The sequence below is a fragment of the uncultured Jatrophihabitans sp. genome (genome assembly GCF_964252635.1).
Classification (GTDB): domain Bacteria; phylum Actinomycetota; class Actinomycetes; order Mycobacteriales; family Jatrophihabitantaceae; genus Jatrophihabitans.
Map to the genome: position 1 here is coordinate 68779 of NZ_CAXUNP010000010.1, position 20994 is coordinate 89772.

At 72.4% G+C, this 20994-nt stretch carries 24 protein-coding genes; 11 read left to right on the plus strand and 13 right to left on the minus strand.

Features of this window, described 5'->3' with window-relative positions; all coding sequences use genetic code 11:
* Positions 1-4 precede the first annotated feature (4 nt).
* The 3 genes from ACFFCA_RS06745 to ACFFCA_RS06755 form a co-directional block, all read right to left on the minus strand.
* A complete protein-coding gene (locus ACFFCA_RS06745) occupies positions 5-475 on the minus strand; it encodes a DUF2867 domain-containing protein (protein WP_375483069.1) in 471 nt (156 codons plus the stop codon).
* A gap of 87 nt (positions 476-562) precedes the next feature.
* Positions 563-697: a hypothetical protein gene (locus ACFFCA_RS06750; RefSeq protein ID WP_375483070.1), complete on the minus strand. Its 135-nt coding sequence runs from the start codon at positions 695-697 to the stop codon at positions 563-565.
* Positions 698-730: 33 nt separating this feature from the next.
* A complete protein-coding gene (locus tag ACFFCA_RS06755; RefSeq protein WP_375483072.1) occupies positions 731-880 on the minus strand; it encodes a hypothetical protein in 150 nt (49 codons plus the stop codon).
* Between the two features lie 137 nt (positions 881-1017).
* Here ACFFCA_RS06755 and ACFFCA_RS06760 point away from each other — a divergent pair, with 137 nt between their 5' ends.
* Positions 1018-1641, plus strand: a complete 624-nt coding sequence (locus ACFFCA_RS06760; RefSeq protein ID WP_375483074.1) for a class I SAM-dependent DNA methyltransferase — start codon at positions 1018-1020, stop codon at positions 1639-1641.
* 111 nt (positions 1642-1752) lie between these two features.
* Here the strand turns inward: ACFFCA_RS06760 and ACFFCA_RS06765 are convergent, their stop codons facing one another.
* Together ACFFCA_RS06765 and ACFFCA_RS06770 are read right to left on the minus strand one after the other, a co-directional pair.
* Complete coding sequence (locus tag ACFFCA_RS06765) at positions 1753-3120, minus strand: FAD-binding oxidoreductase (RefSeq protein ID WP_375483076.1); 1368 nt, start codon at positions 3118-3120, stop codon at positions 1753-1755.
* Positions 3121-3203: 83 nt separating this feature from the next.
* Positions 3204-4037 carry a DNA-formamidopyrimidine glycosylase family protein gene (locus tag ACFFCA_RS06770; protein ID WP_375483077.1) on the minus strand — a complete coding sequence of 278 codons (834 nt, stop codon included), beginning with the start codon at positions 4035-4037 and terminating at the stop codon, positions 3204-3206.
* A 67-nt stretch (positions 4038-4104) separates the two neighbouring features.
* Here ACFFCA_RS06770 and ACFFCA_RS06775 point away from each other — a divergent pair, with 67 nt between their 5' ends.
* Genes ACFFCA_RS06775 through ACFFCA_RS06790 form a run of 4 tightly spaced genes read left to right on the plus strand, consistent with a single transcriptional unit; the run spans position 4105 to position 8974 of the window.
* Positions 4105-5358: an MFS transporter gene (locus tag ACFFCA_RS06775; protein ID WP_375483079.1), complete on the plus strand. Its 1254-nt coding sequence runs from the start codon at positions 4105-4107 to the stop codon at positions 5356-5358.
* Positions 5359-5367: 9 nt separating this feature from the next.
* Positions 5368-6189, plus strand: a complete 822-nt coding sequence (locus tag ACFFCA_RS06780; protein ID WP_375483081.1) for an SDR family oxidoreductase — start codon at positions 5368-5370, stop codon at positions 6187-6189.
* Between the two features lie 4 nt (positions 6190-6193).
* The gene (locus tag ACFFCA_RS06785) at positions 6194-7213 is read left to right on the plus strand and encodes a glutathione S-transferase family protein (protein ID WP_375483083.1); all 1020 of its coding nucleotides are present in this window, start codon (positions 6194-6196) and stop codon (positions 7211-7213) included.
* A gap of 45 nt (positions 7214-7258) precedes the next feature.
* Positions 7259-8974: an SDR family oxidoreductase gene (locus ACFFCA_RS06790; RefSeq protein ID WP_375483085.1), complete on the plus strand. Its 1716-nt coding sequence runs from the start codon at positions 7259-7261 to the stop codon at positions 8972-8974.
* A 10-nt stretch (positions 8975-8984) separates the two neighbouring features.
* Here ACFFCA_RS06790 and ACFFCA_RS06795 read toward each other — a convergent pair whose 3' ends face one another.
* Positions 8985-10361, minus strand: coding sequence for a wax ester/triacylglycerol synthase family O-acyltransferase (locus ACFFCA_RS06795; RefSeq protein ID WP_375483087.1), 1377 nt, complete (start codon positions 10359-10361; stop codon positions 8985-8987).
* A 125-nt stretch (positions 10362-10486) separates the two neighbouring features.
* On the opposite strand from ACFFCA_RS06795, the gene ACFFCA_RS06800 reads away from it, so the two are divergent.
* Positions 10487-10681, plus strand: coding sequence for an antitoxin (locus ACFFCA_RS06800; RefSeq protein WP_375483089.1), 195 nt, complete (start codon positions 10487-10489; stop codon positions 10679-10681).
* Between the two features lie 57 nt (positions 10682-10738).
* Here ACFFCA_RS06800 and ACFFCA_RS06805 read toward each other — a convergent pair whose 3' ends face one another.
* On the minus strand, positions 10739-11683 hold the full coding sequence (locus ACFFCA_RS06805; protein ID WP_375483091.1) for a cation diffusion facilitator family transporter: 945 nt from the start codon (positions 11681-11683) through the stop codon (positions 10739-10741).
* 49 nt (positions 11684-11732) lie between these two features.
* Positions 11733-13169, minus strand: a complete 1437-nt coding sequence (locus tag ACFFCA_RS06810; protein WP_375483092.1) for a GuaB1 family IMP dehydrogenase-related protein — start codon at positions 13167-13169, stop codon at positions 11733-11735.
* Between the two features lie 116 nt (positions 13170-13285).
* On the opposite strand from ACFFCA_RS06810, the gene ACFFCA_RS06815 reads away from it, so the two are divergent.
* Entirely contained in the window at positions 13286-13750 is a 465-nt protein-coding gene (locus ACFFCA_RS06815) for a hypothetical protein (protein WP_375483094.1), read from the plus strand.
* Between the two features lie 176 nt (positions 13751-13926).
* A complete protein-coding gene (locus tag ACFFCA_RS06820) occupies positions 13927-14193 on the plus strand; it encodes a DUF5999 family protein (protein ID WP_375483095.1) in 267 nt (88 codons plus the stop codon).
* Here the strand turns inward: ACFFCA_RS06820 and ACFFCA_RS06825 are convergent.
* From ACFFCA_RS06825 to ACFFCA_RS06845, 5 genes are all read right to left on the minus strand, one after another.
* The gene (locus ACFFCA_RS06825) at positions 14143-15024 is read right to left on the minus strand and encodes a metal ABC transporter permease (protein WP_375483097.1); all 882 of its coding nucleotides are present in this window, start codon (positions 15022-15024) and stop codon (positions 14143-14145) included. The two genes, ACFFCA_RS06820 and ACFFCA_RS06825, sit on opposite strands and share 51 nt — an antisense overlap.
* A complete protein-coding gene (locus tag ACFFCA_RS06830) occupies positions 15021-15908 on the minus strand; it encodes a metal ABC transporter ATP-binding protein (RefSeq protein ID WP_375483099.1) in 888 nt (295 codons plus the stop codon). Before ACFFCA_RS06830 ends, ACFFCA_RS06825 begins: the two co-directional genes overlap by 4 nt.
* On the minus strand, positions 15901-16827 hold the full coding sequence (locus ACFFCA_RS06835; RefSeq protein ID WP_375483101.1) for a metal ABC transporter solute-binding protein, Zn/Mn family: 927 nt from the start codon (positions 16825-16827) through the stop codon (positions 15901-15903). Before ACFFCA_RS06835 ends, ACFFCA_RS06830 begins: the two co-directional genes overlap by 8 nt.
* Positions 16828-16986: 159 nt before the next feature.
* The gene (locus ACFFCA_RS06840) at positions 16987-18642 is read right to left on the minus strand and encodes an acyl-CoA dehydrogenase family protein (protein ID WP_375483103.1); all 1656 of its coding nucleotides are present in this window, start codon (positions 18640-18642) and stop codon (positions 16987-16989) included.
* A gap of 38 nt (positions 18643-18680) precedes the next feature.
* Positions 18681-19091, minus strand: coding sequence for a hypothetical protein (locus ACFFCA_RS06845; RefSeq protein WP_375483105.1), 411 nt, complete (start codon positions 19089-19091; stop codon positions 18681-18683).
* Positions 19092-19137: 46 nt separating this feature from the next.
* On the opposite strand from ACFFCA_RS06845, the gene ACFFCA_RS06850 reads away from it, so the two are divergent.
* The 3 genes from ACFFCA_RS06850 (at position 19138) to ACFFCA_RS06860 (ending at position 20973) form a co-directional block, all read left to right on the plus strand.
* Positions 19138-19500, plus strand: a complete 363-nt coding sequence (locus ACFFCA_RS06850) for an MmcQ/YjbR family DNA-binding protein (protein WP_375483107.1) — start codon at positions 19138-19140, stop codon at positions 19498-19500.
* Between the two features lie 32 nt (positions 19501-19532).
* On the plus strand, positions 19533-19805 hold the full coding sequence (locus ACFFCA_RS06855) for a DUF2277 domain-containing protein (protein ID WP_375483108.1): 273 nt from the start codon (positions 19533-19535) through the stop codon (positions 19803-19805).
* A 76-nt stretch (positions 19806-19881) separates the two neighbouring features.
* Positions 19882-20973, plus strand: coding sequence for a hypothetical protein (locus ACFFCA_RS06860; protein WP_375483110.1), 1092 nt, complete (start codon positions 19882-19884; stop codon positions 20971-20973).
* The last annotated feature ends 21 nt before the right edge of the window (positions 20974-20994 follow it).

Here is a 20994-nt window from a genome sequence, read left to right on the forward strand (position 1 = left end):
ACTGTCAGACCCCAGGGTGTCTGGCGGCCCAGCGCAGCAGCAGCGGCATCGACAGCTCGTGCATCGGGGCGATGGCGCGCCACACGAGGCGACCGGCCCGGGTGTGGGCACGCACGAGCGTCACCCAGACGATGCCGTCGCTGTCGCGCAGGAAGTGGTGCTGGGCCTCGAGCAGCTTCGAGCCGGCCGACACGGTGGCGAGGTCGGCCGAGCTCTCGGTGACGTACCAGCCCAGCACGGTGCCGGCGGACGTGCGGGACCCCAGGCGGAGGCGGAAGGCGAGCCGCCAGCCCAACAGCAGCATGTAGCGCACGATCGACGGGGCGCGCTCGAAGGTCCCACGCGCCCACTGCTCCGGCGACAGGCTCGGGCCACCGTTGAGGCGCACCGCCGTCCGGTACCCGGCGCGCTCGGAGTCCTTGGTGGTGCCGATGCGCTCCGGGACGGGGACGCGCTGCGTGCGAGGTGTGGTCATCCCTCGACGGTAGCCACGCCGCCTGGCGAGACGCGCACGACCGGGGGCGGTGGCTATCGCGGACGTCGTGTCCGGGTGCGGCCGCGCCTACTGGCTGCGCAGTTCGACGAGGCGCTGTTCGGCCTCGGCGCTGCGCATGCCGTCCGGGATCTCGCTGTCCGGTGCGAGGCGACGCAGCTCCTCGAGCTGCTCGGTGGTGGCGAGATCATCGGGCTGGGTCAAGTGCTCTCCCTCGTCGATGCGGTGGGCGGGCGTTCAGCCCAGGGTGCGGCCGCTGCCGTCCTCGTTGCCCTCGATGGCTTCGAGCGCCTCGCCGTGCAGGTCGGGGTTGCGTTCCTCGGCCTCGTCGCGGCGCTCCTCCTGGATCTCGCTGCGGGCGTCGTCGGTGTCGTCCGGTTCGGACATGGGCGTTCTCCTCGGGGCCGGATGCGGCTGATGAACCGAACCTAGGCGTGTCGCGCACACGGCACAGCTGGCTGTTCGGACGGGCACGGCACACCCGGGCCGGTTGCCCGGCCTGGTCGAACGGGCAGGACGACAGCATGTCCTCCGCGTCGGCGACCCCCAGCCTGCCCGAGCAGTACTTCCGCGACCTGTACGCCCGTGACGAGGATCCCTGGCGCATCTCCGACGGCTGGTACGAGCAGCGCAAGCGTGCGCTCGTCCTCGCCGCGCTGCCCTCGGCGTCGTTCGGCACCGTCTTCGAGCCCGGCTGCAGCAACGGCGAGCTGACGGTGCCACTGGCCGGGCGATGCGACCGGCTCGTGGCCTGGGACGTCGTGGACTCCGCGCTGGCGCGGACGCGCGAACGGACGGCGGACCGCGCGAACGTCGAGGTGCGCCGGGGCGCGCTGCCGGGCGACTGGCCCGACGAGCCCGCCGACCTCGTCGTGCTCAGCGAGGTGGGCTACTACCTCGACCGTACCGACCTGCGGACCGCGGTCGACCACGTCGCGGCGAGCCTGCGCGACGGTGGCTCGCTCGTCGCGGTGCACTGGCGGCACCCGGCGCCGGACTACCCGCTGTCCGGCGACGAGGTGCACGACGTCATCGAGGCCCACCCCGCGTTCGAGCGGCTCGGCCGTTACCGCGACGAGGACGTCGTTTTGGACGTGCTCGTCAAGGGGAATGCCGTATCGGTCGCGCGCGCCGCCGGCGTCGTCTGACCGCTGGTTGTCCGCAGCGCGCAAGAACCGTTGACCTGTATTGATCAACACGCGTTCTGCAGGCGTACGGACCTGCAGAACGCGTGTTGATCACCTGAAGACGGGCCGACGTCAGGGCAGGATGGCGCCCGGGTTGAGGATGTGCTGCGGGTCGAGGGCGTCCTTGACACGGCGGATGACGTCGAGCACGTCCGGGCCGACCTGGCTCTCCAGCCACGGCTGCTTCATACGTCCGACGCCGTGCTCGCCGGTGATGGTGCCGCCGAGTGCGATGGCGAGGTCCATGATCTCGCCGAACGCCAGCTGGGCCCGCGCGGCCATCTCGGCCTTCGAGGGGTCGAACACGATCAGCGGGTGGGTGTTGCCGTCGCCGGCGTGCGCGATGAGCGCGATGGTCAGCTCGCGCGCCAATGCGATCTGCTCGATACCGGCGACGAGATCGGGCAGTCGCGGCAACGGCACCCCGACGTCCTCGAGCAGCAGCCGCCCGTGCCGCTCGACCGCGGGGATCGCCGCGCGCCGCGCGGCGACGAACAGCTCACCCTCCTGCTCGTCGTCGGTGGACAGCACCTCGGTGGCGTGGTGTCGCTCGCACGCCTCGGTGATCACCGCGATCTCGCGGGGGTCGCCGCTGTCAGTGCGGGCGACCAGCAGCGCAGCCGCGTCCCGGTCGAGACCCATGTGCAGGTGGTCCTCGACGGCGTTGATCGACGCGCGGTCCATGTACTCGAGCATCGACGGGCGGATCTGCGAGGTGATGTCGAGGATGGCCGCGGTCGCGTCCTCGGTCGTCGCGAACCAGGTGGCGAGGGTGTGCGCCGGCGGGGCGGCAGGCAACAGCCGCAGGGTCACCTTGGTGATGATGCCGAGCGTGCCCTCGCTGCCGACGAACAGCTTGTGCAGCGACAGCCCCGCGACGTCCTTGAGCCGGGGCCCGCCGAAGCGCACGGCCCGGCCGTCGCTGAGCACGACCTCGACGCCCAGCACGTAGTCGGTGGTGACGCCGTACTTGACGCAGCACAACCCGCCGGCGTTGGTCGCGACGTTGCCGCCGATGGAGCAGATCTCGAATGACGACGGGTCGGGCGGGTACCAGAGCCCGTACCCGGCCGCGGCCTGCTTCACCTCGGCGTTGAGCAGCCCCGGCTGCACGACGGCCACCCGGGTGGTCGGGTCGACGGTGACGGCACGCATCCGCTCGGTGGACACGACGATGCCGTGTCGCAGCGCGCTCGCGCCGCCGGACAGCCCGCTCCCGGCACCGCGCGGCACTACCGGCACCCCGTGCCGCGCCGCCCACCGCACGGCGACCTGCACGTGCTCGGTGCACTCGGCGCGCACCGCGGCCAGCGGGCGCTCGGCCGCCGGGTCGAGGGCACGGTCCCAGCGGTACTTGTCGAGGCCGTCCTCGTCGGCGAGCACGACGCCCGGCGGCAGCGCGTCCACGAGGTCCTGGATCGAGGTGGCTACATCGGTCACGAGAACACTCCCGGGGTCGTGGATGCGCCGGTCCGCCGACCCTAGCGCGGCAAGCGCGGAAGGTCAGCGGCTACGAGCCCGGCTCATGCCTGCTCCTTCGAGCACCACCAGGTCGTGCGCCCGCCGACCGTCCCGCGGACCATCTCGGCGCCGCAGCGCGGGCAGTGCTCGCCGCGGGCGCGGTACGGGATGATCTCCCCGTGGTGCACGCCGCCCAACCGGATCGCGTGGCGGATGGCCTTGCGCAGGTCGCGCCGCAACCGGGCCAGGTCGTCGGTGGTGAGTCGACCCGCCTCGGTGCGCGGTGAGATCTCGGCCTGCCACAGCACCTCGTCGGCCAGCAGGTTGCCGACGCCGGCCAGGGTGGCCTGGTCGAGCAGTCGCGCCTTGATCGGCAACGTGCCCCGGCCGACCCGCGCCCGGAAGTCCGTTGCCGTGATCTCCCCGGCATCGGGGCCGAGCGCGTCGACGTCGGGGTTGAGGTAGACGCGGCCGAGGCGACGCTTGTCGAACAGGCGCAGCGTGCCGCCGTCCGTGAAGGTGATGGTGAAGCGGTCCCACTCGGGCTTGCGCGTGGCCGAGCCCTGCTGCGGACGCCCCCGGGGACCGGCGTAGTCACCGCCCTCGTCGGTCGTCGCCCCCTGCGTGGCCAGGATGCGCCCCGCCATGCCGAGGTGCAGGGCCAGCGACGGGCCCGGCGTCCGGGAGCGGCCCAGGCCGGACGTCTCGCACCACATGAGCTTGCCGCGCCGGTTGGCGCTGGCCAGCGTGCGCCCGACCAGCGCCTCGCGGAGCTCGCCGGGCTGGTGCGGCCGGCATTCGTAGGTGTCGCGGTCGTCGACGTCGGCGATGCGCCGGCCGAGCGCGGAGCGTTCGATGACGGCACGGGCAGACTCGACCTCGGGTAGCTCGGGCACGGCACGAGTCTGCCCCGCGCCCGCCGCCGGCTCCCCCGCCGTCGGTCGACGACCGTAGGGTCGAACGGTGGCGACGACGGAGCAGGTCGGGGCGGTCGCGCGCTCCGGGAAGCGTGCGCAGGTCGCCGTGGTCGCCGTCTTCTTCGTGCACGGGCTGTTGTTCGCCTCGTGGACGGCGCACATCCCGCACGTCAAGGCCTCCCTCGGGCTCAACGACGGCAGCCTGGGCATCGCCCTGCTCGGTACGCCGATCGGATCGGTGGCGGCCATCGGGCTCGCAGCCCGCCTCGTTCCGCGGCTGGGCAGCCGGCGGGTCGTGCAGGTCGGCCTCGTCGGGTACTGCCTGTCCGGCCCGCTCGTCGGGGTGAGTGGTTCGCTCGTCGGGCTGATGCTCGCGCTGTTCCTCTGGGGCTTGTTCCAGGGCGTCCTGGACGTGTCGATGAACACCCAGGCCATCGCGGTCGAGGGCGCGCGACGGCGCCGCCTGATGAACGGCATCCACGCGTGGTGGAGCATCGGCGCGTTCGCCGGCGCCGGCGCCGGCACCCTCGGGGTGGCGGTCGGGCTGGCACTGTCGGTGCAACTGCTCGTGCTCGGCGTCCCGGTCATGGTGGTGGCCGGCCTGCTGACCGCGCGGATGCTCACCGATCGCACCCCCCGGACCCCGCCGGTGGCGGCCGACGCCACGACGGGGCTCGATGCCGAACCCACGACGCCCGAGCCGGCGGCCCCCGTCCGACGGTTGTCGCGGGGCATGCTCGCGCTGGGTGGTATCGCCTTCGCGTCGATGCTCTGCGAGGGCGCGTCCGCCGACTGGTCGTCGGTCTACCTGCGCGACTCCCTGGGCGGGGACGCGGCCGCCGCCGGGCTCGGCTACACCGCGTTCGCGCTGGCCATGTTCGTCGTCCGCGTGGGTGGGGACCGGCTGATCACCCGCATGCCGGTGCATCGCCTGCTCCCCCTGCTCTGCGGGATCGCGGCCCTCGTGTTCCTCGCCGCGCTGCTCGTCGGCGACGTGGCCGTCGGCGTGGTCGGTTTCTTCGCCCTGGGCCTCGGCCTCGGCGCCGTGGTGCCGACCGCGTTCAGCGCGGCCGGCCGCCTGCCCGGCATCCACCCCGGCGTCGGGGTGGCGGGCGTGTCCGGGCTCGGCTGGGCTGGTTTCGTGCTCGGGCCGCCGCTGATCGGGCAGCTGGCGCACCTCACCTCGCTGGCCGTGGCGCTCGGCGTCATCCCCGTGCTCGTTGCCGGGGTCGCGGTCGGTTGCGCGAAGGTCGCGGCACTACGACCCACGTCACGGGGTGCGGGCGTCCCAACCGGGTAGGACGACGGCATGACGAAGACATGGTTCATCACCGGTGCATCCCGCGGCTTCGGCCGTGAATGGTCCATTGCCGCCCTCGACCGCGGCGACTCGGTCGCCGCGACGGCCCGCGACACCTCGACCCTCGACGACCTCGTCGAGACCTACGGCGACCGGCTGCTGCCGATCCAGCTCGACGTGACCGACCGCGACGCCGACTTCGCCGCCGTGAAGCAGGCGCACGACCACTTCGGTCGTCTCGACGTCGTGGTCAACAACGCCGGGTACGGGCAGTTCGGGCTCATCGAGGAGCTGTCCGAGCAGGATCTGCGCGATCAGATGGAGACCAACCTGTTCGGCGCGGTCTGGGTCACCCAGGCCGCGCTGCCCTTCCTGCGCGCCCAGCACAGTGGCCACATCCTGCAGGTCAGCTCCATCGGCGGCATCTCGGCGTTCCCCATGGTCGGCGCCTACCACGCGTCCAAGTGGGCGCTCGAGGGTTTCAGCCAGACCCTCGCCCAGGAGGTCGAGAGCTTCGGCATCAAGGTCACCCTCATCGAGCCCGGCGGCTTCTCGACCGACTGGGGCGGCGCGTCGGCCAAGCACGCCACCCAGCTGTCGGACTACGACGAGGTGCGCCAGCACTTCGCCGACCAGCGGGCGCAGCGGACCAGCAAGTCCGGCGACCCGAAGGCCAGCGGCGCTGCGGTGTTGAAGATCGTCGACGCGGAGAACCCACCGCTGCGCGTGTTCTTCGGCGAGGCGCCGCTGTCGATCGCCACCCAGGACTACGAGTCGCGCCTGGCCACGTGGAACGAGTGGCAGCCGGTCTCGCTCGAGGCGCAGGGCTGACCCGGTGGCGGCCGACACGAAGGACCTCGGAACGGACGGCAGTTTCCAGCGTGACCAGAACTACCTGACCACGCGCATCACCGCCGACGGCCGTGACGGGTACCCGGTCGAGGCCGGCCGCTACCGGCTGGTCGTGGCCCGGGCCTGCCCGTGGGCGAACCGCGCCACCATCGTCCGCCGGTTGCTGGGTCTGGAGTCCGCGATCTCGCAGGGCATCTGCGGGCCGACGCACGACGACCGCAGCTGGACCTTCGACCTCGACCCGGGCGGCGTCGACCCCGTTCTGAAGATCGAACGCATCCAGCAGGCCTACTTCGCGCGCGATCCCGACTACCCGCGCGGCATCACCGTTCCGGCCTTCGTCGACGTCGCGACCGGTGCCGTCGTGACCAACGACTACGCGCAGATGACCATCGACATGTCGCTGGAGTGGACGGCGTTGCATCGTGACGGCGCGCCGGAGCTGTATCCCGCGCGGCACCGGGACGAGATCGACGAGGTCGCCGAGCTCGTGTTCACCGACGTCAACAACGGCGTCTACCGGTGCGGTTTCGCAACGTCCCAGGAGGCCTACGACAAGGCGTACGCGCAGCTGTTCACGCGGCTGGACTGGCTGGAGGACCGGCTGCGCGACCGCCGGTACCTCGTCGGCGACACCATCACCGAGGCCGACGTGCGGCTGTTCACGACGCTGGCCCGCTTCGACGCCGTGTACCACGGCCACTTCAAGTGCAACCGGCAGAAACTCATCGAGTTCCCGGTGCTGTGGGCCTACGCCCGCGACCTGTTCCAGACCCCCGGGTTCGGTGACACCACCGACTTCGTGCAGATCAAGCAGCACTACTACGGCGTGCACAAGAACCTGAACCCGTCGGGCATCGTGCCCCTCGGGCCCGACACGTCGGGCTGGCTCACCGCCCACGGGCGCGATGCACTGGGCGGCCGCCCGTTCGGCGACGGCACGCCGCCGGGGCCCGTCGCGTCCGGTGAGCAGGTCACGCCCGGGCACGGCGCCGGCGACTGACGTGGGCCCGTCGCGAGGTGCCGCGCGGAATGCTTCACTGAGCCGATGAGCGTGGCGCCGCGATACGTGAAGTCCGCCGACGGGGTGAGCCTGGCCGTCTACGAGTCGGGCGCACCGGAGTCCCCCACCGTCGTGCTGCTGCACGGCTACCCGGACAACCACAGCGTCTGGGACGGCGCGGCCGCACTGCTGGCCGAGCGCTTCCACGTCGTGCAGTACGACGTGCGCGGCACCGGCGCCTCGGACCAGCCCGGCGAGACCGGTGCGTACCGCCTGGAGCGGCTGGTCGCGGACTTCACGGCTGTCGTCGACGCGGTCAGCCCCGACGCGCCGGTCCACGTCGTCGGCCACGACTGGGGATCGGTGCAGGGCTGGGCCGCGGTCCACGCGCCGTCGCTGCAGGGCCGGATCACGTCGTACACGTCGATCTCCGCGCCCTCGCTCGACTACGCCGGCGCCTGGCTGCGGGACCTGCGCCACGGCACCGGTCCGAAGCTGCGGCAACTCGCGCACTCCTACTACGTGGGGCTGTTCCAGCTGCCGCGCGTGCCCGAGCTGGCCGCCCGCTCCGGGCTGCTCGACCGGCTGATCGCGCTCGGTGCCCGCGGCCCGCGCAGCTCGCGGCGCAGCAACCACGAACCGCAGCGGAGCCTGGCCGACAAGATCAACGGGCTCGAGCTGTACCGCGCCAACGTCAGCCGGGCGCCGAGACCCGTCCGCACGACCATCCCGGTACAGATCATCGTGCCGCGCAGGGATCCCTACGTCGGACGGGATTTCGCGGTCGAGTCCGCCCGCCCGTGGGTCGACGACCTGACCGTCACCGACGTCGCCGGTGGGCACTGGGTGGTGAGCGAGCGGCCGGACGTGATCGCCCGGCTGGCCGCCGAGTTCATCGACGGACGTCAGGCGCCTCGGTCGCCGAAACCCGCGACACACGGCCGGTACGCCGGAAAGTTCGTCGTTGTCACCGGCGGGGCGCGCGGGATCGGGCGGGCCACGGCGCTGGAGTTCGCGGGCCAGGGCGCCGACGTGCTCATCGCCGATGTCGACGACGGTGCCGCTGCACAGACCGTGGGCGAGCTGCGCGAGCTGGGTGGGCAGGCCTGGACGGCCCACCTCGACGTCGGCGACGTCGACGCCTGGGAGGCCTTCGCCCGCGACGTCCGGGCCGAGCACGGCGTCCCCGACGTCATGGTCAACAACGCCGGCATCGGCATCGGCGGGCCGTTCCTCGGCACGCCCGCCGCCGAGTGGGGACGCGTCGTCAACGTCAACCTGTGGTCGGTCATCCACGGCAGCCGACTGTTCGCGGCCCAGATGGTCGAGCGCGGCCAGGGCGGCCGCATCGTCAACGTCGCGTCCGCGGCCGCGTACTCGCCGTCGATCGCCTATCCCGCCTACGCCACAACCAAGGCCGCGGTGCTCATGCTCACCGAGTGCCTGCAGGCCGAGCTGGTCGGCGAGGGCATCAGCGTGACGGCGGTCTGCCCCGGTTTCATCGACACCGACATCTCGCGTACGACGGTGCACGTCGGCGTGGACGAGGTGACGGCGGCCCGGTTGCGCGAGCACCAGATCGCGTCCTACCGGCGACGCAACTATCCGCCCGAGAAGGTGGCGCGGCAGCTCGTCCGGGCCGCGACGGCCGGGCGGCCCATCGTGCACGTCACGCCGGAGGCGAAGGCCCTCCGAGCGCTGAGCCGGGTGTCGACGCGGCTGACCAGGCGGCTGTCCCGGGTCGACCTCAACGCGCTCTGAGCCGAGCCGGTCAGACGCCTACGGCCTTCTCCAGGCCGGCCAGCTCGTCGTCGAGATAGGTCAGCAACCGCTGCAGGTGCGGCACGGTACGGCGGCAGCCGGTGAGCCCGAACGCGATCTCGTCGGAGTACGTGGTGCAGGTGATGTTCAGGCCCTGGCCGTCCAGCGCGATGGACAGCGGGTACAGGCCGTCCAGGCGCGCGCCGTTCCAGTACAGCGGCTCGGTGGGGCCGGGCACGTTGGAGATGATCACGTTGAACGGCGGCCGCACCCGGTCGGTGAGCCGCAGCGCCGGCCACACCGCCAGCGGGCTGACGCCGAGCGCGCTCATGGCCAGGATCTGCGGCTGGCTCATCCCCCGCAGGGACGCCTTGCCGTCGGTCATCGAGGCATGCACAGTGGCCAGCCGCTCCGCGGGGTCGTCCAGGTCGGTGCCGAGCCGGCACATGACGGCGCCGACCGCGTTACCGCCACCGTCGCTCTCCTTGGACTCCGAGTCGTGCAGGGACACCGGGACCATCGCGACGAGCGACTGCTCGGGCAGCTGCTCGAGCCCCGACATGTAGGTGCGCAGCGCGCCGGAGCACATGGCGAGCACCACGTCGTTCAGGGTCACGTCCGAGGCCTTGGCGACCTGCCGCAGGCGCTCCATGGGCCATGACTGGCCCGCGAACCGCCGCGAGCCGGTGATGTCGACGTTGAGCATCGAGCGCGGGGCGTTCAGTGAGACCGAGCCGCCCTGGTCGCGCAGCGCATTCAGGGCCGTGCGGGCCAGCGCCGGCGCGAGCCCGGCGACCTCGCCGGCCACGCCGACGGCCTCCTTGACGGGGCTGCGGCGACCCGACGACGACCGTGCCCTGCGGGTGTTGTCGTACGGCGCCCAGGGTGCCTTCATGCCGCGCTCGTCGGGGTCGGTGCTCAGCGTCTTCGGCATCAGGCGCATGGCCGACACCCCGTCGAGCAACGCGTGGTGCACCTTGAAGTAGAGCGCGTACCGGCCGTCCTCCAGCCCCTCGATCAGGTGCATCTCCCAGAGGGGGCGCTTGCGGTCGAGCAGGGTCGAGTGCAGCCGCGAGCACAGGGCGAGCAGGTCGCGGATCTTGCCGGGCTGCGGCAGCGCGCTGCGGCGCACGTGGTGCTCGATGTCGAAGGAGTCGTCGGTGGTCCAGCCCCACTGCCCCAGGGTGGTCAGCGACCGCTTGGGCCGCTTGAGGAAAAGCGGCGCGACCTCGCCGTCCTCGATGGCCTCCTCGAACAGGGCGCGGATGTCCAGCGCGGTCGCGCCCTTGGGCGGCAGGTAGAGCTGCAGGCTGGCGACGTGCATCGGGTTGTCGCGGGTCTCGGCGAGCAGGAACATCGAGCTCGTCGGCGACATCGGCAGCAACATGCCCGCATCTTGCCCGGTGCCGACGCGATCTACCACTCGGACGGGCCCGGTCGGTGGACGGGCCGGGCGGGCCGGTGGTTGGCTCGACACGACAGCAGCACACCGACTCGGGAAAGGGTGCGGACATGGTCGACTTCGACGCGTTGCGCCACAAGGCCAAGGACTTCATCGACAAGAACGAGGACAAGATCGACAAGGGCGTCGACAAGGCGGCGGACGCGGCCGGCAAGCGCTTCGGCCACGACGGCCAGATCGACAAGGCGGCCGACAAGATCAAGGACTTCACAGGTGACCGGGACGAACCCGAGCACAGAGGGTAGTCTCCGCTCACCGTCCGTATCCGGCAAGGACGGCCGGCCCGCTGTGGAACGGTCGGGTCAGGGCAGGGGCGCCGGCGCCACGTGGATCTCCCCGTGCGCGTCGGCGCACTCCGCCGCGTTGTGCCCGGCGGCGTCGACGTGGTCGGCCTGCAGGGTGACGTGCCCGATCGACCACTGCTCGGCCAGGACGCTCCGCAGCCGGGCCGACACCGCGTGGCAGTCGAACTCGGGGTCGACCAGGACGTGGGCCGACACCGCGGTCTCGGTGGTCCCGATCATCCAGACGTGCAGGTCGTGCACCTCGGCCACCCCGGCCGTGGCCACCAGGGACGCCGCGACGCCGGCGGGGTCGGTGTCGCGGGGTGCGGCCTCGAGGAACACCCGTCCGGCCGCCCGCACCAGCCCCAGGCCCGTCCAGGCCATCAGCGCGGCGACGACGAACGTGGCGACGGCGTCGGCCCGCAGCCAGCCCGTGGCCAGCACCACGACGCCCGAGACCAGGGTCGCGCCGAACGCCCAGATGTCGCTGACGAGGTGGGCGAGCACGCCGCGGACGTTGAGCCCGGAGCGGTCGGCGCGGCCGGCCAGCCAGGTCGCGAGCACGTTGATGACAGCACCGATCGCGGCGACGACCACGACCACACCGCCCTGCACGGGCGACGGGTCGAACAGACGGCGCACGCCCTCGACGACGAACCACACAGCCAGCAGCAGCAGGGTGATGCCGTTGGCCTGGCCAGAGAGCGCATCGACCCGGGTGAAGCCGTAGGTGAACGCGCCCCGCGCTGGGCGTTCGGCGATCCGGGAGGCGACCACGGCCAGGCCCAGCGCGGCGGCGTCGGTGAGCATGTGCCCGGCGTCGGCGACGAGCGCGAGCGAGTGGGCGAGCAGGCCGGCCACCACCTCGGCGACCATGAACACGACGATGACGGCGAGCGCGGCGAGCAGCCAGCGTCGATCGCTCGTGCCGCCGCGGGCGTGCGCGGCGTGATCGTGTCCCATGGTCACCATGGTCCCACCGGGCCCGGCGGCCTGCCAGCGACCGGGCCGGTCACCAGCCGGTGTGCAGCGGCCGTCCCTCGGCGTAGCCGGCCGAGCTCTGCACCCCGACGACGGCGCGGTCGTGCAGGTCGGCGAGGGAGGCCGCCCCGGCGTAGGTGCAGGCCGAGCGCACCCCGGCCGTGATGGCGTCGATGAGGTCCTCGACGCCCGGCCGGGCCGGGTCCAGGAACATCCGCCCGCTGGAGATGCCCTCCTCGAACAATGCCTTGCGCGCCCGCTCGAACGGGGTCTCGCTGCTCGTGCGGCTGGCGACCGCGCGGGCCGAGGCCATGCCGAAGCTGTCCTTGTAGGCCCGACCGTCCGGCGCGACGTGCAGGTCGCCCGGCGACTCGTAGGTCCCCGCGAACCAGGAGCCGATCATGACCGACGACGCTCCGGCGGCCAGCGCCAGGGCGACGTCGCGCGGGTGCCGCACTCCCCCGTCGGCCCAGACGTGCCGACCCAGCTCGCGGGCGGTATCGGCGCACTCGAGCACGGCGGAGAACTGCGGACGCCCGACGCCGGTCATCATCCGGGTGGTGCACATCGCGCCGGGGCCCACGCCGACCTTGACGATGTCCGCGCCCGCGGCGATCAGCTCACGGGTGCCCTCGGCCGACACGACGTTGCCCGCGACGACGGGGACGGCCGGGTCGAGCGCGCGGACGGCCTGCAGCGCCTCGATCATCCGTTGCTGGTGCCCGTGCGCGGTGTCGAGCACGAGCACGTCGATGCCGGTGTCGAGCAGTTCGGCGGCCCGGCTCTTGACGTCGCCGTTGACGCCCATCGCGGCGGCGACGCGCAGCCGGCCGGAGGCGTCCACCGCCGGACGGTAGATGGTGGAGCGCAGCGCGCCGGTGCGGGTGAGGATGCCGATCAGCCGGCCGGTGCCGTCGACGACCGGGGCGAGCTTGCGGCGCTGGCGGTCGAGCTCGGTGAACGCCTGCGCGGGGTCGAGGCCTGCGGACAGGGTCAGCGGTTCCGGGCTCATGACCTGCTCGAGCTGGGCGAACCGCTCGGCGCCGGCGCAGTCGGCCTCGGTGACCACACCGACGGGCCGCTGCTGCTCGTCGACCACGACGAGCGCACCGTGCGAGCGTTTGGGCAGCAGGGCCACCGCGTCGCTGACCGTGCTGTGCGGCGAGAGGGTGATGGCGGTGTCGACGACGAGGTCGCGCTGCTTGACCCAGTCGACCACCTCGCGGACCACGTCGACGGGGATGTCCTGCGGCAGCACCGTGAGGCCGCCGCGGCGGGCGACCGTCTCGGCCATCCGGCGCCCGGCCACCGCGGTCATGTTCGCCACGACCAGCGGGATCGTCGCCCCGCTACCGTCCGAGGTGGACAGGTCGACGTCGAAACGGGAGCCGACGTCGGAGCGGGCAGGGACCATGAAGACGTCGTCGTAGGTCAGCTCGAACGACGCGGGGTTTCCGAGGAAGCGCACGGTCGTAGAACGGTAGTCCGTGACGCCGCGTTCCGCTCGGCCCCTACGGTGATGAGCGACGCTTGCGGAGCGAACGACGGCACGGCGGTTCGCCGGCCCGAACGAAGTGAGGGCGCATGCTGGCGGTCTTCGACATCGACGGGGTCGTCGCCGACGTGCGGCACCGCCTGCACCACCTCGAGCACTGGCACGCGTGGGACGAGTTCTTCGACGCAGCGCAGGACGACCCGCTGCTCGACGAGGGCCTCAGGCTGGTTACGGATCTGAAACGCGAGCACGACGTCGTCTGGTTGACGGGACGTCCGGAGTGGTTACGCGGTGTCACCGAACGCTGGCTGCGCGCGCACGACCTCCCGGCCCACGAGGTGCACATGCGGCCCTCGGGCGACTACCGCCCGGCCCGGTTCTACAGGCTTGACGTGCTGCGGGAGCTGCGCCCGCGCGGCGTGGCCGCGCTCATCGACGATGACGACGAGGTCGTGCAGGCCGCGCGACACGCCGGATTCCCGGCAGTACTTGCTGATTGGGTCCCGTGTAACCGGGTGCTGCGGCGGGCCCAGGAACGCGACGGCCGGACGTGATGTCCGGTTCGGCAGCATGTTGCATCACGAATTGGTAACGGTCTAACACAGACCAAACACAATCGTGCGACATCGTGTCTTCATGGGAACTGAAGAACCGAGCGGCGGTGCTTTACATCAAGAAAATCGAGCGCACACTGGTCCCAGCCCCACCGAAAGCGATTACAGGACACGACATGATCAACACATCGATCACCAGCGAGGACCCGGCCGTCACCCCGGCCGGCCACACCTGTCGCCACACCCCGTGCTGCCCCGCGGCCGACGACTTTGACCGCGACGCGGCCCATGTCGTCTCCGCCCGGCCGGAGCAGGGCTGGAGCCTGCTGTGCAACGGCGTCGTCGTCTTCGAGGACTTCGGCGAGCTGCTGCCGAACGGGCAGAGCATCGACTCACGCCGGGTCGACCTGCTCGCGGCCTCCCCGCACCGTCGCAGCGCCTGACGCCACCGCCGGCCGCGCCCGGCGCCTCGGGCGCAACCGCGCCCCCACGACCCGCGACACCAGGTACAACCCGAAGCTGATCGTCGTGATCGGCACGCTGGGCGTCACGTCCACCGCCAGGCTGGTGAGGATCCCCCCGTCGGCGGCCACCAGCGCGATCACCACCGACACCGCCGTGACCACCAGCGGGCTCGCCGACAGCCGGTGGGCCGCCGCCGCCGGCGTGATCACCAGGCACAGCACCAGCGTCGTGCCGACGATCTGCGCCGCCTCGGTCACGGTCAGGGCCAGTAGCACCAGGAAGACCAGGCCGACCAGCCGCACCGGCACCCCCCGCGCCTGGGCCAGCTCCGGGTCGACGGAGGCGAACAGCAGCGGCCGGTAGATCACCAGCGTCACGGCCAGCACGCCGACCGCGATCCCGACCAGCACCCAGATCTCGGTGGTGCTGACCCCGAAGATCTGACCGAACAACAACCGCGTCGCCTGCGACGCAAAGTTGTGCATCAGACCCAGCAGGTACACGCCGACACCGAGCCCGAAGGCCAGGGTGACGCCGATCGCGGCGTCGCGTTCGTGGTCGCGGGCACCCAGCCCGGCAATGGCCGTCGCCACGACCAGGCTCCCCAGGATGGCCCCCAGCAGCGCGTCGTCGAACAGCAGCAGGCCGGCCGCGGCGCCGGTGAACGACAGCTCGGAGACGCCGTGGACGGCGAAGGCGGCGTGCCGGGTGATGACGAAGGGGCCGAGCACGCCGCTGACGACCGCCACCAGCGAGGCCGCGATGAACGCGTGCTGCACGGCCGGCAGACCCAGCAGGAAGCCGATCATCGGCCGATCCCGCCGTGCGCCTCGCCGTGCACCCCGTGGTCGTGCCCGTGGTCGCGCTCGTGGTCGTCGCCGTGGGCGTGGTGGTGGTGCCCGCCGTCGGTCTCGGCGTGCGCCGAGTCCGGGGCGCCGACCACGACGATCCGGTCCCGAACGCGCAGGACGTCGATCTGCGTCCCGTAGAGCTCGCTGAGGCGCTCGGTGGTCATGACCTCGTCCGGTGTGCCGACCGTCCACCGGCTGCCGACGAGGTACAGCACCCGGTCGACGTACGGCAGGATCGGGTTGATCTCGTGGGTCACGAAGACAACGGACGTGCCGGCGGCACGCCGACGCTCGTCGATGAGGCCGCTAGTGCTCTGCTGGTGCTGCAGGTCGAGGCTCAGCAACGGCTCGTCGCAGAGCAGGACCTGCGGGTCGCCGAGCAGCGACTGGGCGATGCGCAACCGCTGCTGCTCGCCGCCGGACAACGTGCCCAGCGGCGCGTCGGCGTACGCCCCGGCGCCGACCTCGTCGATCACGCGGTCCACCGCGGCGCGAGTGTCGCGTCCGGCGCGCCCGATGCCCCAGTGGTGACCGTCCTGACCCAACCGGACGAGGTCCCGCCCGCGCAGCGGCACGTCCCGGTCGAACGCCTTCTGCTGCGGGATGTAGCCGACTAGGTCGCTCCCCCGGTGCGGCACCCGTCCGCACACCTCGACCGTGCCGTGCCAGAGCGGCTGCAGGCCCAGCAGCACCTTGAGCAGGGTGGTCTTGCCGCTGCCGTTCGGGCCGAGCACGGCAACGAACTCGGCCGGGGCGACGTCGAGGTCGAGCCCGCCCCACAGCGTCCGCGCACCGAAGCGCACGCTCGCGTCGCGCAGCTGGACCGTTGGGTCGTCAGCCACCGAGCGCCGCCAGCAGGGCGGAGGCCTGGGCGGCCTGCCAGGTCTGGAAGTTCTCGCCCCTGGGCAGGGTCTCGGTGACGTCGACCACCGGCACGTGCGCGTTCCTGGCCAGCTTCTGCAGCCGGTCGGTCTCGGGATCGGTGACCTGGGTGTTCAGCAGCAGGGTCTTGATCCGGTGACCGGTGACGGCCTGCTCGAAGTGGGCGTTGTCGCCGGGGCTGGGGTCGGTGCCGTTCTCCAGGGCGAGGGAGAAGCTCTCCGGCGTACCCAGGCTGAGCCCGGCGTCGGTGACGAGGTAACCCGGCACCGGTTCGGTGTAGCCCACCGGTGCGCCGGCGTGGCGGGCCCTGATGGCGGCGATGACGCTGCGGACCTTCTGCATCCCGGCGGTGAAGCGCCCGAGGCCGGCTGCGAAGTCGGCGCGGTGGGCGGGCTGCTTGCGGATCAGGGCGGCCTCGATGGCCTGGGCCGCCTGCAGCGCGTACGCGGTGCGGTACCAGAGGTGCGGGTTGGCGCCGTTGCTCGCGCCGACGACCTTGCTCACCGTGATCACGTCACCTGCGGGTTTCTTGTCCACGCCCAGCAGGCGGTTCATGAACGGGTCGTACCCGGCCCCGTTGACGATGACCAGCTTGGCGCGGCTGAGCGTCGACGCGTCGCCCACCGTGCTCTCGTACTCGTGCGGGTCCTGGTTCGGGTCGCTGATGATCGAGGTGACGTCGACGTGGTCGCCGCCGACTTGCTCGGCGACGTTGCCCCAGAGGCTCTCGGCCGCAGCCACCTGGACCCGCCCGGCGTGCGTGGTCTGCGTCGTCGGCAGGTTGTTGCCGGCGCCGCCGCTGGCACTCGAGCAGGAGGCGAGGACGGCCGCCGAGAGGGCGGCCGCGACGGCGGGAGCGATGCGGCGGGGCAGGTGCATACAGAAACCGTACTGGATATGAAAACGATTCCCAACAAGGCCCCGACGGGACCGCGCATCGAACTGATCAACTGCGGGTCGTGGCTGCTCAGCGACCAGCAGCCGCAATTGATCACCGGAAGAGAGCAGGCGGAAACCGAAACGGCAGCGCCTGCGTCGTTACTCGGGGACGGCGGCGCGGGCCAGCACCGCGCGGGTGTCGATGCCGCTGGGCAGGGTGCCGTAGTCGCGGCCGCGGTCCCCCGCCAGCCGCGAGGCGACGAACGCGTCGGCGACCGCGTGGTCGCCGTGCCGGATCAGCAGGGACCCCTGCAGCAGCAAGGCCATCCGCTCGACGACGCGGCGCGCGCGGAACTGCAGGTCCTCGGGATCACCGAGGTCGACCAGCTCCTTGTGCAGCACGGCCAGCGCGTCGTCGTAGCGACCGTCTGCGCCGCCGGCGAGCTCGAGCTCGGCGAGGAAGGCCTCGACGGCCGCGGGCTCGCGCCCCAGGGCGCGCAACGTGTCCAGGGCGGCGACGTTGCCCGAGCCCTCCCAGATCGAGATGAGCGGCGCCTCGCGGTACAGCCGCGGCATGCCGGAGTCCTCGACGTAACCGTTGCCACCCAGGCATTCCAGGGCCTCGACGGTGTGCGGCGCGAGTCGCTTGCAGAGCTGGTACTTGGTGACCGACAGCGCCACCCGCCGGAACGCCCGCTCGGCCTCGTCGCCGCGCATCGCACGATCCACGGCCCCGGCGAGGCGCATGACGACGGCGCTCGCGGCCTCGCTGTCGACGGCCAGGTCGGCCAGCACGTTGGTCATGGCCGGCTGGTCGACGAGCCGCCGGCCGAAGGCGGAGCGGTGCGTCGCGTGGTGCAGGGCGTGCGCGACGTTGAGGCGCATGCCGCCCGCGGCCATCAGTGAGCAGTCGAGGCGGGTCATGTTGACCATCTCGATGATGGTGGCGACGCCGCGCCCCTGCTCGCCGACGAGCCAGCCCGTCGCCCCGTCGTATTCGACCTCGCCGCTGGCGTTGGACTTGTTGCCCAGCTTGTCCTTCAGGCGCTGCAGGAAGAACGCGTTCCGGGTGCCGTCGGGCAGCACGCGCGGCACCAGGAAGCACGACAGCCCGGCGTCGGTCTGCGCCAGGGTGAGGAACAGGTCGGACATCGGCGCGGACGTGAACCACTTGTGGCCCGTCAGGCGGTGGGACCCGTCGCCGGCCGGCACGGCGACCGTCGTGTTGGCCCGCACGTCCGACCCGCCCTGCTTCTCGGTCATCGACATGCCGGCGATCAGGCCGCCCTTGTCCTGCGGCGCCCGCAGCGCCGGCTCGTAGACGCCGTTGGTGAGCAGCGGCTCGTACTGCAGGGCGAGCTCCGGGGTGGCGCGCAGCGCCGGGACGACGGCGTAGGTCATCGAGATCGGGCACAGGTGCCCGGCGTCGGCCACTCCCCACGCGACGACCTTGGCGGCGCGGGCGACGTGCGCGCCGGGGCGCGGATCGACCCAGGGGGCGCCGTGCAGGCCGTGGGCGACGGCCTTGCGCATCAGGTCGTGGTACTGCGGCAGGTACTCGACCTCGTCGACCCGGTTGCCGTACCGGTCGTGAGTGTGCAGCACCGGCGGGTGGTCGTTGGCGAGGCGGCCGGCCTGCTGCCAGGTCTCGCTGTTGCCGAGCAGGGCGAGCGCGCGCACCTCGTCCTCGGCCCACCCGCCGCCCTCGCGCCGCAGCCCCTCGAGCAGGGCGGGCGACGTGCTGATGTCGCGGCCGACGACGGGCGGTACCTGGTTGGTGACCTCGTGGGTGGGCACGGGACGTTCCGCTGCCATGGCACTCAGTGAACCACGGTGTGCGGCGTGGCGTGTCGTCACCCGAACAGGGCGGTGGCTCCGCACTCGGGGCAGGCCCACACCCCGTCGGCGGTGGCCATCTCGCCGTGCGCGATGCACGCCGGGCGGCCGTCGTCGCCGAGCACGACGTTGCCCAGGCTGACGTCCCAGCCGCCGTCGGCGTCGTGCAGGACCGCGCCCGTCGGCTCGCTGGCGATCCGCGCGCGTTCCAGGGCGCGGACGGCGTCGGCCACGGCCAGCCAGGCGTCCCCGGTGCGGCTCCAGTCGGCAGGCAGGCTCGCCTCGGCCACCGTCACCTCGGGGGCGTCGGACCCGGCCCCGGTCACCTGGACGACGGCGGTCTGCTCGGTGCCGTCGAGGCGGCGGAAGGTGGCCGCCCACCGTCCGTCCCCGGGCAGCGCCTCGAGTCGATGAAGAACGGCATCCACGCCCACGAGCATGCCGCAGCCCCAGGCACGCGCGGTAGCGTGCCCCATGGCCGACTTCGAGGACGTCCGCGCGATCGCGCTGTCGTTGCCGGAGACGGCGGAGGACAACGACGCGTTCAGCGTCGTGGGCAAGGGCTTCGTCTGGCCCTGGCGCGAGCGCGTGCACCCGAAGAAGAAGAAGGTCAAGCGCTTCGACGTGGTCGCGCTGCGCACCGACGGCGTCGGCGAGAAGGAAGCGCTGATCCACTCCGACCCGGACAAGTTCTTCACCGAGGACCACTACAACGGCTATGCCGCGGTGCTGCTGCGCCTCGGTGCGGTCGACGCCGACGAGCTGCGCGAGCTGCTCACCGACGCGTGGCGGGTGCAGGCGCCCAAGCGGTTGCGCAAGGAACTGGATTCGGGCTGATCGAGGCCGGCACTCCGTGGCACAGTGGCGGCATGTGCCGCAACATCCGGACCCTGCACAACTTCGCGCCGCCGGCCACCACCGAGGAGGTGCACGCCGCCGCGCTGCAGTACGTCCGCAAGGTCGCCGGGACGGCCAAACCGTCCGCGGCCAACCAGGACGCCTTCGACCGCGCCGTCGCCGAGGTCGCGCACATCACCCAGCACCTGCTCGACGACCTCGTCACCGCGGCTCCCCCGAGGGACCGCGCCGTGGAGGCGGCGAAGGCGCGCGCCCGCGCTGCGGAGCGCTATCAGCGCGCCTGACCCGACCGCCGGCCTGTCCGCCGCGGTCGGTGCGTACGCGCCGCGCCTGCACGCGCTCGCCGGCGACGAGCACCACGTGGTGTCGGCCCTGGGCGCGTGGGTCTTGCTCGCGCTGCTCGCGCCGGCGGCCGGGGGCGGCCTCGACGACGTCGTCGGGCTGCCCGCCGACGAGGCCGCCCGCGTCGCCCGCGACCTGCTGTTCCACCCGCACCCGTCGGTCCACCTGCAGGGCGCGGCCTGGCGGAACGCGGACGTGCGCAGCGCGGCGCTCGACAGCTGGCTGGAACAGGTGGCCGCGGTGCTCACCGCCGGCCCGATGCCCGACCAGGCCGCCGCCGACGCGTGGGCCGACCACGTCACCGGCGGGTTGATCCGACGTTTCCCGCTGGACGTCGCCGGAGCGCTGGTCGTGCTGGCCAGCGCGGTGGCCGCGTCGATCGAGTGGCACCTGCCGCTGGACGTCGTCGGGGCCGACGTCGTGACCCTGCCCCGCGCGCCCGGTTTCGCCGGTGTGCAGCGCTTGCTGCACAGCGGGGTCGACGACGAGCAGTTCCTCGCCAGCACGGACCTCGGGCTGCTGGCGGTGCACGCGGGCCGGTCGGCCGGCGACGACCTCGACGTCGTGTCGGTCTGCGGGCCGCCCGACGCCGCGCCCGGCGACGTGCTGGCCGAGGCCTACCGGCTGGCGGTCGCCGTGGCCGGCGCCGACCCGGGCCTCGCCCGCACTGACCTGTTCGACCTCCCGCTCGGCGACGGGCACGCGTGGACCCTGACCGAGCGGATGACGACGCGCGGCGGCCGGCACCAGCGCGTCGAGAGCGTCCTGCCCGCGTGGTCGGCCGACACCGACCTGGACCTGACCTCGGCGTCGACGGGTTTCCCGCGCGCCGCGCAGACCCTGGCCGGGCTCGTCGGCGACCCGGCGTTGCCGACCGAGGCGCGGCAGCAGGCCATGGCGCGCTACACCCGCACCGGTTTCGAGGCCGCGGCGGTGACCGCGGTCGGGGTGCGGGCCAGCGCGATCATCGCGCGCGACGGGGTCGAGCGAACTGCCACGCTGCAGTTCGTCCGCCCGTACGCGGTGGTCGCCGTCGCGCGGGCGGACGCCGGCCCCTGGTCGGGGTTGCCGGTGTTCTCGGCCTGGGTCACCCGGGCCGACGAGCCCTGATCGACGGTCGGGCAGGCGGGC